The organism is Pseudomonas putida (assembly GCF_003228315.1).
Lineage (GTDB): Bacteria > Pseudomonadota > Gammaproteobacteria > Pseudomonadales > Pseudomonadaceae > Aquipseudomonas > Aquipseudomonas putida_S.
Map to the genome: position 1 here is coordinate 2286670 of NZ_CP029693.1, position 13465 is coordinate 2300134.

At 61.4% G+C, this 13465-nt stretch carries 13 protein-coding genes; 9 read left to right on the plus strand and 4 right to left on the minus strand.

Going from position 1 to position 13465, the window contains the following annotated elements; translation table 11 throughout:
• Positions 1 to 68 precede the first annotated feature (68 nt).
• A complete protein-coding gene (locus tag DKY63_RS10390; RefSeq protein WP_110964005.1) occupies positions 69 to 578 on the minus strand; it encodes a sigma-70 family RNA polymerase sigma factor in 510 nt (169 codons plus the stop codon).
• A 197-nt stretch (positions 579 to 775) separates the two neighbouring features.
• Positions 776 to 1450: a GntR family transcriptional regulator gene (locus DKY63_RS10395; RefSeq protein ID WP_239499395.1), complete on the minus strand. Its 675-nt coding sequence runs from the start codon at positions 1448 to 1450 to the stop codon at positions 776 to 778.
• A 222-nt stretch (positions 1451 to 1672) separates the two neighbouring features.
• Between DKY63_RS10395 and DKY63_RS10400 the strand changes: the two genes are divergently transcribed.
• The 7 genes from DKY63_RS10400 (at position 1673) to tynA (ending at position 10408) form a co-directional block, all read left to right on the plus strand.
• Positions 1673 to 2473: a shikimate dehydrogenase family protein gene (locus DKY63_RS10400; RefSeq protein WP_110964007.1), complete on the plus strand. Its 801-nt coding sequence runs from the start codon at positions 1673 to 1675 to the stop codon at positions 2471 to 2473.
• Positions 2474 to 2516: 43 nt separating this feature from the next.
• A complete protein-coding gene (locus DKY63_RS10405; RefSeq protein WP_110964008.1) occupies positions 2517 to 3209 on the plus strand; it encodes an SDR family NAD(P)-dependent oxidoreductase in 693 nt (230 codons plus the stop codon).
• A 127-nt stretch (positions 3210 to 3336) separates the two neighbouring features.
• On the plus strand, positions 3337 to 4428 hold the full coding sequence (locus DKY63_RS10410) for a glycerol dehydrogenase (protein WP_110964009.1): 1092 nt from the start codon (positions 3337 to 3339) through the stop codon (positions 4426 to 4428).
• A 112-nt stretch (positions 4429 to 4540) separates the two neighbouring features.
• A complete protein-coding gene (locus DKY63_RS10415; protein ID WP_110964010.1) occupies positions 4541 to 5428 on the plus strand; it encodes a transketolase in 888 nt (295 codons plus the stop codon).
• Positions 5429 to 5430: 2 nt separating this feature from the next.
• Positions 5431 to 6411 carry a transketolase family protein gene (locus DKY63_RS10420; protein WP_110964011.1) on the plus strand — a complete coding sequence of 327 codons (981 nt, stop codon included), beginning with the start codon at positions 5431 to 5433 and terminating at the stop codon, positions 6409 to 6411.
• 189 nt (positions 6412 to 6600) lie between these two features.
• Positions 6601 to 7911 (plus strand): MFS transporter, encoded by a 1311-nt coding sequence (locus DKY63_RS10425; RefSeq protein WP_204354320.1) that lies wholly within the window; start codon positions 6601 to 6603, stop codon positions 7909 to 7911.
• 208 nt (positions 7912 to 8119) lie between these two features.
• Positions 8120 to 10408 carry a primary-amine oxidase gene (gene tynA, locus DKY63_RS10430; protein WP_110964012.1) on the plus strand — a complete coding sequence of 763 codons (2289 nt, stop codon included), beginning with the start codon at positions 8120 to 8122 and terminating at the stop codon, positions 10406 to 10408.
• A gap of 227 nt (positions 10409 to 10635) precedes the next feature.
• On the opposite strand, the gene DKY63_RS10440 is transcribed toward tynA, so the two are convergent.
• Both DKY63_RS10440 and DKY63_RS10445 read right to left on the minus strand, forming a co-directional pair.
• Positions 10636 to 10944 carry a cupredoxin domain-containing protein gene (locus DKY63_RS10440; RefSeq protein ID WP_110964014.1) on the minus strand — a complete coding sequence of 103 codons (309 nt, stop codon included), beginning with the start codon at positions 10942 to 10944 and terminating at the stop codon, positions 10636 to 10638.
• 14 nt (positions 10945 to 10958) lie between these two features.
• Positions 10959 to 11927, minus strand: a complete 969-nt coding sequence (locus DKY63_RS10445; RefSeq protein WP_110964015.1) for a metallophosphoesterase family protein — start codon at positions 11925 to 11927, stop codon at positions 10959 to 10961.
• Positions 11928 to 12095: 168 nt separating this feature from the next.
• Here DKY63_RS10445 and DKY63_RS10450 point away from each other — a divergent pair, with 168 nt between their 5' ends.
• Entirely contained in the window at positions 12096 to 12608 is a 513-nt protein-coding gene (locus tag DKY63_RS10450) for a sigma-70 family RNA polymerase sigma factor (protein ID WP_110964016.1), read from the plus strand.
• On the plus strand, positions 12601 to 13344 hold the full coding sequence (locus DKY63_RS10455; RefSeq protein ID WP_110964017.1) for an anti-sigma factor family protein: 744 nt from the start codon (positions 12601 to 12603) through the stop codon (positions 13342 to 13344). The genes DKY63_RS10450 and DKY63_RS10455 overlap by 8 nt, the downstream gene beginning before the upstream one ends.
• Positions 13345 to 13465: the final 121 nt, after the last annotated feature.

Genomic DNA, 13465 nt, shown 5'->3' on the forward strand with positions numbered 1-13465 from the left:
TTTGGCCGGGGATGAAAAGGTATGAAAGACCTGCCTTCGGTGGCGTCCGGGAAAAGCACTGCACGTCATTATTGCAGCCCTTCCAGGCGGTCCCGCAGATGCCGCAGGGTGCGGATCATATACTTTTCCACCATATTCTTGGTCAGTCCCAGGCGTTCGGCGATTTCCGCCTGGGTCAGGCCTTCGATCTTCTGCCAGACAAACACCTTGCGGCAGTTGATCGGAAGCTCGGTGAGCGCCTGCTCGATGGAATCAGCCAACTGGATCGCATGCATGTAATGCTCCGGGTCGCCGGAAGACGACACACTGAGATCGATCGCCTCAGACTCCATGGCGCCCCGCCGTTCCTCTCGCCGATCCTCACGCCTATAAGCATCCACCGCGATATTGCGCGCGGTCTGGTGCAGATAAGCCCGCGGTTGCGCAACCGCCGCCGAATCGGATTCGAGCACGCGCACAAAAGTGTCGTGAGCCAGATCCTCGGCCTGCGAGCGATTTCTCAGGCGACGGGTCCAGGTCCCGACCAACTCTTCGTAGTGTTCGAAAAAGCCGTGTCTGCGGGGCAACTTGAGGGTCATTGCGGCGTGCTGTTTAAACGGGGCGTGAATAGTAATGCTTCGTATTAACTTGAAGCAATGACTTCCCGTCGCCCCTCCCCGTAGGAGCGAGCCTGCTCGCGATGGACGACAGAACACCGCGGGGTGCCAGACTGCCAGCGTTATCGTTGACGACCATCGCGAGCAGGCTCGCTCCTACAGGAACCCTGAGGCGCCAGCTACGCCTCGGCGAGGCTTTCCTTCTTCTCCAGCCAGTCGATCATCAATTCACCCCAGGCGATGTCCGCTTGCAGCGCCTCTTTGGCCTTGGTCGAATCCCGGGTACGCAGCCCCTCCAGCACGTCGAAATGCTTGTGCTTGGCACTTGCCAGTTCACGCTTGGGCACCTCGGCGTGGAAGCGGCTCAGCAGCGGCCCCATGATGACCCACATGTTTTCCAGGGTTTTGGACACCACCGGCATGCGCGCGGCGGAGATCAGGCCGAAGTGGAATTCGCGGTTGAGCAAGGCAGCCTGTTTGTAATCGACCGACACCGCCTTCTGGAAGGCGTCCTGGATGGCCTCGAGCTTTTCCAGCTCCGGTTGGGTGATGCGCTGGGCCGCCACACCGGCGGCTTCGCCTTCGAGCAGATGGCGGATCAACTGGATCTCGCGTAGCTGGCTGACCGTCAATTCGGGGACATAAATCGATGTCGCGGCCTTCATGTCCAGGGCGTGGTCGCTGACCAGCCGGAAGATCGCCTCGCGCACGGGAGTGATCGATACGCCGAATTCCTCGGCCAGTGTACTGATGCGCAACCGGTCGCCTGGCTGGTACTGGCCGTCCATCAATGCGGTGCGAATGATGGAATACACCCGTTCGCTCAGGTTGCCTTTATCAATGGGCTTATGCACGTTCACTGTGACTCGATCTCCGGGATCAATGAGGTAGGCCGGCCCGGCGCAAGAGCAGCGCTGCAGGCCTGAAGCACGAATAACGCATCATACATCGTCTGTTTTTCACTGCCACTGCGTGGGTTTGGCAATGCTCCCCTGTCATCTCGCATTAGCGGTTGACGCAGGCGGATGACAAAGATATATCATGCATCAACTCAAAAATCACCCAGGAGCACCTTCATGCCTATCAGCGGTAAAACACGGGTCGTGGTCCATTTGACCTACCCCGCCAAACATCTGCGTACCCCGGAATTCTTCAATCCCTTGCTGGAGCGCCTCGGTCATGACGGCGTGCTGGTGCCCTGGGAAGTCTCGCCCGCCAACCTGGTCACGGCGTGGGAAGGGTTGCGCGGCATTGAAAACCTGGCAGGGGTGATCGTCACCGTGCCGCACAAGCTGGAGGTGGCGAAATTGTGTGACGAGCTCAAGGGCACCGCCGCGCTGCTGAACGTGTGCAACGTAGCCAAACGCCTGCCTGACGGGCGCTTCACCGGGCGCATGTTCGACGGTGATGGCTTCGTTGCCGGGCTGAAAAAACAGGGCCATGACCTGCACGCTAAACGCGTGCTGCTGCTCGGCGCCGGTGGCGCGGCCACCGGCATCGCCCACGCCCTGCTGGCCGAAGACATCCGGGAACTGCAGATCAGCAATCGCACGCCGGCCAAGGCGCAAGAGCTGGTCGATGAGCTGCGGCAACTGTTCCCGGCCCGCCGGATCAACGCCGGCCCCGCCGACGCCAGCGGTTTCGATGTGGTGATCAACGGCACCGCGCTGGGCCTCAAGGCCGATGATCCCCTGCCGTTGCCGGTCGACACCCTGGCACCCGGCACGGTGGTCGGCGAAGTGGTGATGAATCCGGACATCACACCCTTGCTCAGTGCCGCCGCCGAACGCGGCTGCGTGATTCACAAAGGTGCCCACATGATCACCGGCCAGATCGACTTGCTCGCCGAATTTCTGTTTGCCCAATGCGGCGCTTGATGTGCCCTTACCCCTCTCTTTTGACCTGCCTGGAGGAAACACCATGAAAAAAACCGCCATCGTCACCGGTGGAGGCTCGGGCATCGGCCTGGCCACCGCGCAACGCCTGCTCGCCGACGGCCATGAAGTGTTCACCATCGGCCTGGGTGAACCCGAGCAACGGGTGCAAGGCATTCATTACCAGGAACTCGACGTCACCAACGATGAGGCCGTGAACAGCTTCTTCGCCCGATTCGAGCGCGTCGATGCGCTGGTCAACGCCGCCGGCATCATCGACCACCACCGCGAGTGGGAACTCGAAGGCTTCAACCGGGTGATGGACGTCAACCTGTCCGCCGTGCTGCGCATCACCAACGCCGCCCTGCCCGGCCTGAAAGCCGCTCGCGGTGCGGTCGTGAACTTCGCGTCGATGTGGGGCATCTTCGGCTCGGCCAAGACCCCGGCCTATGCGTCGAGCAAAGCCGCCATCAGTGAATTGACCCGCTGCATGGCCGTGGCCTGGGCCACCGATGGCGTGCGCGCCAATGCCGTGGCGCCGGGCTGGATCCTGACCAATCTGTCGCGCCAGGCGTTTGAGGATCCAGTGCGTTCGCAAGGAATCATGGCGCGCATTCCCATGAAAGCCTGGGGTGCGCCTGAAGACGTGGCCAACGTGATCGCCTTCCTGGTCTCGGAAAACGCGCGCTACGTCACCGGCACGACACTGCCGGTGGACGGCGGATACTCCATCGCCTGAAGTCGCTGGTCGATTGAGCGCTTGACCGTTTAAAAACATGATATATCATGCATCACAACAAGACCGAGCACTCGGCAACCTGCCGCCGATGCCCGAATAACAAAAAAGCAGTGAGATGAGGTGCGCAATGAATCTGGTTTTCGGCTCCCCCGGACGATACATACAGGGCACGCAAGTGCTCGCTCAGGCAGGTACTTTTCTGGCGCACTGCGGACGCAAGGCGGTGGTGGTCATCGATAGTCATGTCCTGGGCCTGATCCGCTCGCGACTCGATGACACCTGCGCCCAGGCAGACGTCGAGCTGCACTACATCACCTTCGATGGCGAAATCACCGCCGACGGCATCGCCGGCCTGCGCAATGCCGCCGCAGCGTTTGATTTCGACATGGTCCTGGCCGTCGGTGGCGGCAAGTGCATCGACGCCGGCAAAGCCCTTGCCCACAGCTCGGGGCGTGCCCTGATCACCATGCCCACCGTGGCCTCCAACGATGCGCCGACCTCGAAAAACTACGTGGTCTACGACGCCCATCATCAACTGAGTGAAGTCGGCCACCTGCTGGCCAGCCCACGCTACGTGCTGGTGGACACCGGCCTGATTGCCCAGGCGCCACGCCAGTTCCTGCTGGCCGGCATCGCTGACGCCCTGACCAAGAAATTCGAAGCCGAGCAGTGCTTCAACTCCGCCGGCGTGAACATGTTCGGCGCCCGTCCGGCACTGTCCGGCCTGGTCCTGGCGCGCGAGTGCTATCAGGTCATTCGCCAACACGCCGAGGCTGGATTGGCCCTGGCCGGCAGCGGGCAGGTGACACCGGCCTTCGATCAACTGATCGAAGCCGTGCTGTTGATGAGCGGCCTGGGGTTCGAAAGCGGTGGCCTGTCCATTGCCCACGCCATGACCCGCGGCCTGTCGAAAATCCCCGGTGCCCGGCAACAGGTGCACGGCTGGCAAGTGGCGTACGGCTTGCTGGTGCAGCTGGTACTGGAGGACCGCGACGCCGAGCTCATGGGCGACCTGCTGGGCTTCTATCAACGCCTCGGGCTGCCGCGCAACCTGGCCGAACTCGGTGTCACCGGCATCGATGACGCGCTGCTGATGCAAGTGGCCGAGCCCACGCTCAAGGCTCCGCATGCACGCAATTTCGTCTCGGTGTCGGGCGGTCCGCTGACCTGCAACGAACTGATCGGTGCCATGCGCGCCCTCGAAGACCGGTTCCACTGATCCACAGTTAGAAACCGGTGAAAAACCGTTGAACGCCCGACCACCCGGTTGAAGTTCAACCTCCACCCGAGACTCAACGTCAAAAAATTCATGCCTGTGACTGGAGGTAGAGATGTCTACGCCCCGCAAAACCCTCGAACAGTGGAAAGCCAGCAATTTCGTGCCGTCCGCCGAGACCGTCAGGAAGCTCAAGGACCGGGCGAAATTCGTTCGCCTGGAAACCATCCGCCTGATCGAAATCGCCAAGACCGGCCACTACACCTCGGTGTTTTCCGCCGCCGAACTGTTCTCCGCGCTGTATTACGACGTGATGACGATCCGTCCCGAGGAGCCGAAATGGCCGGGCCGCGACCGTTTCCTGATGGGCAAGGGCCACGCTGCCGTGGGGCAGTTCCCGATCCTCGCCGACCTGGGGATTTTCCCCAAGGAGTGGCTCGATGAGTACACCCGCCTGGGCAGCCCTCTGGGCGATCACCCTGACATGCGCAAAGTGCCCGGCATCGATTTCTCTTCCGGCTCCATCGGCCATGCCCTCTCCGGCGGCCTGGGCATGTGCCTGGCCCAGCGCTTCACCGGCGAAGTCTATGACGTGTTCGTCATGCTCGGTGACGGCGAAATGCAGGAAGGCCAGGTCTGGGAAGCAGCTATGAGCGCGGCCCACCACAACGCCAAACACCTGATCGCCATCGTCGACCGCAATGGTTTCCAGCTGGATGGCCAGGTGGATGACGTGATCGGCATCGAACCGCTGGACGAAAAATGGCGGGCCTTCGGCTGGGAAGTGCACGTCATCGACGGCCACGACATCACCCAAGTGACCGAAACCCTGCGCCGGGTGAAAGCCGACGAACGCCGCGAAAAACCGGTGTGCATCATCGCCAAGACGGTCAAGGGCAAAGGCGTTTCCTACATGGAAACCGAACCCGGCTGGCACCTCGGTTACCTGGACCCTGAAGACGCCAAACGCGCTATCGCTGAAATTGAAGCCATGGAGATCTGAACATGAATGCCCCTCTTTCCCCCAATTCCTGGCAGTACCGTGGCCTCAACGCCGTCAACCCGGGCCTGGCGTACCTGTCCGATGGCTTGATCGAACTGACCAAGGCCGGCTATCCGGTGATGGCCGGCTCCGCCGACCTGCAGTATTCCAACGGCTTGAACAAGTTCGCCAGCCAGCACCCCGAGCGCTACCTGCAATTCGGTATCTCGGAACAGAACATGGTCACCGCCGCGGCCGGCCTGGCCACCTGTGGGGTGATGCCGTTCGTGGCGACCTTCGCCTCGTTCCTCGGCCTGTTGTGCTGTGAACAGATCCGCATGGACGTCGCCTATTCGGCGCAACCGGTACGCCTGATCGGCCACCACACCGGCATTTCCCTGGGCTTCTACGGCACCTCGCACCACGCCACCGAAGACATCGCCACCATGCGTTCGATCGCCGACCTGGCGGTGGTGTCCCCCGCCGACGGCCCGCAACTGGTGGCCGCGATCAGGGCCTCGGCCACCTACGACAAGCCGGTGTATTTCCGCATCGGCCGTGGTCGCGATCCGATCGTTTACCAGGACGATGTGGTCTTCGAATTCGGCAAGGCCCATGAACACATCGAAGGCGAAGAGTTGACCATCATCGCCTGCGGCATCACCGTGCACGCGGCCCTGGCGGCCGCTCGCAAGATGAACGCCGAGGGGCGTTCGGTGGGGGTGATCGACATGGCCTCGATCAAGCCGATCGACCGTGACGCCATCCTGCGCGCCGCCGCCCGCAGCAAACGCATGATGACCGTCGAAGAGCACAACGTGCTCGGTGGCCTGGGCGCGGCGGTGGCCGAAGTGCTGGCGGATGAAGGTGTCGGGGTCAAGCTCAAGCGCCACGGCATCTACGACGAATACAGCCTGATCGCCCCGCCGACGCACCTGTACGAACACTACAAGCTCGACGCGGCCGGGATCGAGGAAGTGGCGCTGGCGCACATGAACGCCTGACCCCTGCCCCCTCTGTAGGAGCGAGCCTGCTCGCGATAGCGTCGGGCCAGATGACATTGATTGCGACTGACACGCCGCCATCGCGAGCAGGCTCGCTCCTACAGTTTGAATTTCGTTTGACTGGAGAAAGTGCTTTCACGGATTCACCCCACCACATCCCGTGGTCCATGCAACATCTCGGAGCCAACAATGAATAACATCACCGAGACCATGTCCGACTTCACCACCGGACAGGCCAAGACAACCCACACATCGCTGCGCAAAAAGTCTTTGATGGCCACCGGCGTCGGCAACCTGCTGGAGTGGTTCGACTGGACGATCTACACCGTCGCATCGGTGTACATCGCCGCGGCGCTCTTCGATAAAAGCAACGCCACCTCTGCCCTGCTCAATACCCTGGCGGTGTTTGCCGCCGGTTTCCTGCTGCGACCCATCGGCGGAATTTTCTTCGGCATCCTCGCCGACAAACTCGGCCGGCGCGCGGTGTTGCTCAGCACCATGCTGCTGATGGCCGGTGCCAGCCTGCTGATTGCCTTCATCCCTTCCTATGAATCCATCGGCAGTTGGGCTTCGGCGCTGCTGCTGCTGGCCAGGCTGGTGCAAGGCTTCGCCCATGGCGGCGAGACCACCACGTCCTACGCCTACATCGCCGAAATCGCCCCGCCGAAACGTCGTGGCCTGTGGTCCAGCACGGTGTTTCTCGCGGTGGGCTCGGGGTCGTTGCTGGCGACCTTCTACATGGCGCTGCTGACCTCGGTACTGTCGGTGAGCGAAATGCAGGAATGGGGCTGGCGCATCCCGTTCGCCACCGGCGGCCTGCTGGCGGTATTCGCCCTGTGGTTGCGGCGCAATATGATGGAAAGCGAACACAGCCCCAGCGCTGGCGAAGGTTCGACGGAACCGGCCTGGAGTCGTGGCAAGATCATTGCGCACGGCGTGCGCCTGTTCCTGTATGAAGCCGGGGCCACGCTGACTTACTACACCTGGGTCACTTCGGCCTCGATCTACGCCATCAGCGTCAAGGGCATGGACCCGCGCAGCGCCTTCACCATGAGTTGCATCGCCCAGGTGATCTACCTGGTGTTCCTGCCGATCTCCGGCTGGATCTCCGATCAATGGGGTCGCAAGATTTCCGCGCTGATTTCCCTGCTCGGGATTGCCGCCACACTGTTCCCGCTGTGGGGGCTGATTTCCAGCGAACCCTGGACACTGATGGTGGCGCAGACTGCGGGCCTGCTGCTGGTGGGCTTCATCACCGGCTGCAAACCGGCTTCGATCTCCGAACAGATCCCGACCCGCTATCGCACCCGGATGTTCGGCGTGTGCATTTCCCTGGGCGTCGCGGTATTCGGCGGCACGGCCTCCTACCTGACCACCTGGCTGTACTCGGAAAACATCGGCTGGATGTTCAACATCTACCTGATCGTGGTCGCCATCATCGCCAGTGCCGTGGTGCTGATGTGGAAGAACAACCATGGGGTGGCGATCGACAAAGTCTGAAGCCACCCCGGCCCCTGTGGGCGCTGCCGCAGGCTGCGCCTACACAGGAGGTTTGCGTTCATCTTTGATCGCGCGGCTGAACCGTTCAGCGGAAATGTTGCTTCAGGCACGAATCCGAAGGATTCTGGCAGCCATTCCAATGCATACACTCATCACCTGTAGCAAAGTGCTGGCATGCCTGACACCGGATTTTCCGAAGGAACCCAGAATGTTCTCCGCCCTGAAATCAAAAAATAAAAAACCACTGGCCCGGCTCGCGCTGGCGATCTCCCTGGCCACCTTCGGCCTGCCGTTCTGGGCGGGCAATGCCCAGGCCCACGGCGGTCACGCGGAAATGGTGCCGTTGCAAGCGGGCCTCGAGGAATTCGGCGCCTCGGTGAAATGGGACGACTACGCCAACGTCTTCACCATTGCCAAGGACGGGGTCTACCTGAAGGTCAAGCCGAACAGCAAAGTGGCCATGCTCAACGGCAAGCGCATCGAGCTGACCGTGCCGGTGGTGTTCAAGGACAAGACCGCGTTCATGTCCAAGGACTTCATCAACCAGGTGTTCCAGTCCGGACTGGACACCACCTTCGTCGTGGAAACCCGCCCCAACCCGCTCAACCCCTTGAGTGCGGACGAAATCACCACGGCGGTGGACATCGTCAAGAAATCCGAAAACTACAAGCCGGGTTTCCGCTTCACCGAAGTCTCGGTGAAGGAGCCGCCGAAGGACCAGATGTGGAACTTCGTCTTCACCGGGCAGAACGTCGCCCAGCCACGTGAAGCCTCCATCGTGGTGCTGGACGGCAAGCACGTGATCGAAGCGCTGGTGGACCTGGACAGCAAGCAACTGAAATCCTGGAAACCGATCGAAGGTGCCCACGGCATGGTGCTGCTGGACGACTTCGCCACCGTGCAGAGCGCAGTCGAGACCAGCCCGGAATACGCCCAGGCCCTGGCCAAGCGCGGCATCAACGATGTGAAGAAAGTGGTCGCCACGCCGTTGACCGTCGGCTACTTCGACGGCAAGGACGGCCTGGCCCAGGACAAGCGCCTGCTGAAGATCGTCAGCTACCTGGATGTCGGCGACGGCAACTACTGGGCGCATCCGATCGAAGGCCTGGTGGCGATTGTCGATCTGGAACAGAAGAAGCTGATCAAGATCGAAGACGAAGCGCTGATTCCGGTGCCGATGAAACCCACCCCCTATGACGGGCGCGGGCGCAAGGGCGTGGCGGTCAAGCCGCTGGAAATCACCGAGCCCGAGGGCAAGAACTACACCATTAGCGGCAACAGCATTCACTGGCAGAACTGGGACTTCCACGTGCGCCTCGATTCGCGCGTCGGCCCGATCCTGTCCACCGTCACCTACGACGACAAGGGCAAGAAACGCAAGATCATGTACGAAGGCTCACTGGGCGGCATGATCGTGCCTTACGGCGATCCGGACGTCGGCTGGTACTTCAAGGCTTACCTGGATTCCGGCGACTACGGCATGGGCACCCTGACCTCGCCGATCGCCCGTGGCAAAGACGCCCCGGAAAACGCCGTGCTGCTGGACGCGACCATCGCCGACTACACCGGCGCGCCGACCAAAATCCCCCATGCCATGGCGGTGTTCGAGCGCTATGCCGGCCCCGAGTACAAGCATCAGGAAATGGGCCAGCCCAACCTGAGCACTGAGCGTCGTGAACTGGTGGTGCGCTGGATCAGCACCGTCGGCAACTACGACTACATCTTCGACTGGGTCTTCCAGCAGAACGGCACCATCGGCATCGACGCCGGCGCCACCGGCATCGAAGCGGTCAAGGGCGTGAAGTCCAAGACCATGCATGAAGAAACCGCCAAGGAAGACACACGCTACGGCACCCTGCTCGACCACAACATCGTCGGCACCACGCACCAGCACATTTATAACTTCCGTCTGGACATGGACGTGGACGGCGAAAGCAACTCGCTGGTCGAAGTGAACCCGGTGGTGCTGCCCAACGACCGTGGCGGCCCGCGCACCAGCACCATGCAGACCGAAACCAAGGTGGTCAGCACCGAGCAACAGGCCGCGCAGAAATTCGACCCGTCGACCGTGCGCCTGCTGACCAACTTCAGCAAGGAAAACAAGGTCGGCAACCCGGTGTCCTACCAGTTGATTCCGTATGCCGGCGGCACGCACCCGGTGGCCAAGGGCGCCAACTTCGGCAACGACGAATGGCTGTACCACCGCCTGAGCTTCATGGACAAGCAACTGTGGGTGACCCAGTACAACCCTGAAGAGAAGTACCCGGAAGGCAAGTACCCGAACCGTTCGGACAAGGACACGGGCCTGGGGCAGTTCACCCAGGACAACCACTCCATCGAGAACACCGACGATGTGGTCTGGCTGACCACCGGCACCACCCACATCGCCCGTGCCGAAGAGTGGCCGATCATGCCGACCGAATGGGTGCATGTGCTGCTCAAGCCGTGGAACTTCTTCGATGAAACCCCGACGTTGAACCTCAACGCCCCGAAATAACGCTGAACCTGTAGGAGCAAAGCTTGCTCGCGATGGCGACAGTCCAGTCAACAAAGATGGTGACTGATACACCGCCATCGCGAGCAAGCTTTGCTCCCACAGGGTATGAGGTTGTACAAAAAAACTGTGGGAGCGAGCCTGCTCGCGATGGCGGTGGATCAGATGACAATGATGTCGACTGACACTCAGCAATCGCGAGCAGGCTCGCTCCTACAGGGGATGGTGGATCATTGGGTAACTACAATCTTCCCGATCATCTGCGGATGCAGCGCACAAAAATACTCATACTCCCCCGGTGTGTTGAACACCCAGGAATAGCTGTCCCCGGTATCCAGCGCCCCCGAGCGAAACACCTTGTGCGTCTCCGCCACCGTGTGCGGAATCTCATCGTCATTCACCCAGGTCACCTTGGTCCCCACGGGCACGGTCATGTCCTTGGGCCCGTACATGAACTCCTTGATATCGACCTTCATCTCCTGAGCCCACACTGGCATCGCCAGCATCAGGCCAATCACGGCCAACAGTCGCATTTTCATCCGCTCACCCTCCCCTAAACCAGTGTCGAATCGATCAGCGCCAACGGATGCTCGCCCTGGGTCGCCCGCACATCCGTGACGCCCAGGTAATTGCGCAATTGATCCGCCGCCACCGTCATCGGCCCCGGCGACGGCGCCGTGCCGGGTGCCGGTTGTGGATAAGCCGTACCGCGCGCCGTGTGGAAGGTGATATTGCCCTCGACCTTCTGGATGACCTGGTGGATATGCCCGTTCAACACCGTCACCGAACCGTACTTGCGCAGCAGCGCAATCGCCTGATCGCCGTCCTCGGTGCCCCAGCCCCAGGGCTGGTAAATCGTCCATAACGGAATGTGGGTGAACACCACGATCGGCGTACTGCTGCTCACCGCGCGCAAGTCGTCGGCCAGCCAGGCCAGTTGCTCGGCGCCAAGGTTCGCTTCACGGCCGGCCTGAAAATTGAAGACGTTCACCAGGGCAATGAAGTGCACGCCATGGTCATCGAAGCTGTACCAGCCGTTGCCCTTTGTGCCCTTGCCGTAACGCTCCAGATAGAGCTTGCCGCCGCCCTCGTCGAGGGTGTCGTGCTCGCCCGGCACGTAGTGCACGGTGGCCGGCAGGCCCTTGAGCAGTTGCGCGGCGGTGTCGAACTCTTCGGCCTTGGACAGGTGGGTGATGTCGCCGGTGTGCAGGATCAACGACGGCCGTTTCGGCAGCGCGATGACCTTGTCGATGGCCACCTGCAAGGTCTTCACCGGCTCCGGGTTGGCCTCCTTGTTGAAGCCGATGTGCGAGTCGCTGATCTGCACGAAATGGAAGGTGCTGGCCAATGCCTTGGGGTCTGAGACCTGACCGGCCTCATCCAGGGCGAACGCTCGGGGAATACCGCCGCTCAAGGCCCAGATCACACCGGCCCCGGCCCAAGCCGAGCATTTGAGGAGCGTGCGGCGATCCGGGTTCAAGGGGCCGTCGACGCGTCGTTGGGATTTTGAATGCATGTCCATCGGTATTTCCTCGCATGCGAACTACAGTGATGCAGCAGTAGTGATGCAACTGACACGAGGTAAAACCTTGTGGGACGGGTCTTTATTCCCTGTGGAAAAAAACATTTTTTCCCGGGAATAAATCGCGGCGTGGCGCAGTTATAGAGGTGGGACAGTGCGGAAACCACTATGAAGCCATTCGAGGAACTGTTTGCGCCCCACCTGGACGCGGCCTACAACCTTGCGCGCTGGCTCACGGGCAACGACAGCGCCGCCCACGATGTCGTGCAGGAAAGCGCCCTGCGCGCCTTCCGGTTCGCACAACGCTTTGCCGGCGGCAACGCCAAGGCCTGGTTTCTGACCATCGTGCGCAACGAAAGCTACACCTGGCTCAAGGCCACGGCCGGGCGCCATTGGGTTTCCCTGGACGACGAAACGGCCGATGACGAGCAGACACCAAGCCACAGCCAGACCCCGGAACTGTTGGCGATCCACAGCGAAAACGCGGCGCTGATCCAGCAGGCGCTGTGCGCCCTGCCCCCGGGGTTTCGCGAGGTGATCGTGCTGAAGGAGCTCGAAGAAATGCCCTACAAGGACATCGCCCTGGTGGTCGACATCCCCATCGGCACGGTCATGTCGAGGCTGGCCAGGGCCCGCGCCATGCTCAAGCTCGAACTACTGAAGTTGCACGATCATGAATGAACTCGACTGCACGGTTTGCCAGACGCTGATACAGGGCTATCTGGACAAGGAACTCGATCCGCCGACGACGACGAAAGTGGCCGGGCATCTGGCCGAGTGCGCCGCGTGTGCGCACGTGCATGATCAGGCGAAGTTGTTGGTGACAGGCGTGAAGCAGAGTGCGCTGTATTACCGGGCGCCGGCGTCGCTGGCCGCCAGTGTATTCCCCGCCGAGTCGCCCAAACCCGGCTTCATCGAGCGCTGGCGAAGCTGGTTCGCACCGGCGTTTTCGGTGGCGACACTGGCCCTGGCGGTGATGCTCTTCGTGGCAACGCCGGGCAGCGAACAGCCATTGATGGATGAGGCGGTGTCCAGTCACGTGCGCTCGTTGATGGGCGAACATTTGAATGACGTGGTGTCGTCCGACCGCCACACCGTCAAGCCCTGGTTCACCGGCAAGCTGGACTTCTCACCGCCGGTGTTCGACTACAAGGAACAGGGTTTCCCCTTGCTGGGCGGGCGCCTGGATTACCTGCAACACCAGACCACCGCGGCCCTGAGTTACGGGCGCAACAAGCACATCATCAATGTGTTCATCCTGCCCACGACCGAGGCCGACAAACCAGCGCAGAGTGAATCGATTCGTGGTTTCAACGTGGTGTCGTGGCAACAGGGCCACATGCGCTATGTGCTGGTTTCGGATGTGGAGAAAAGCGAGCTGGAGGTGCTGGGCCAGTTGCTCAAGAATGGTGCCTGAATTAGACACCTATCCCCTGTAGGAGCGAGCCTGCTCGCGATGGCGGTGGGTCAGGAAAATTGGTGTTGAATGTATCGACGCCATCGCGAGCAGGCTCGCTCCTACAGGGGTTATGTGTCGT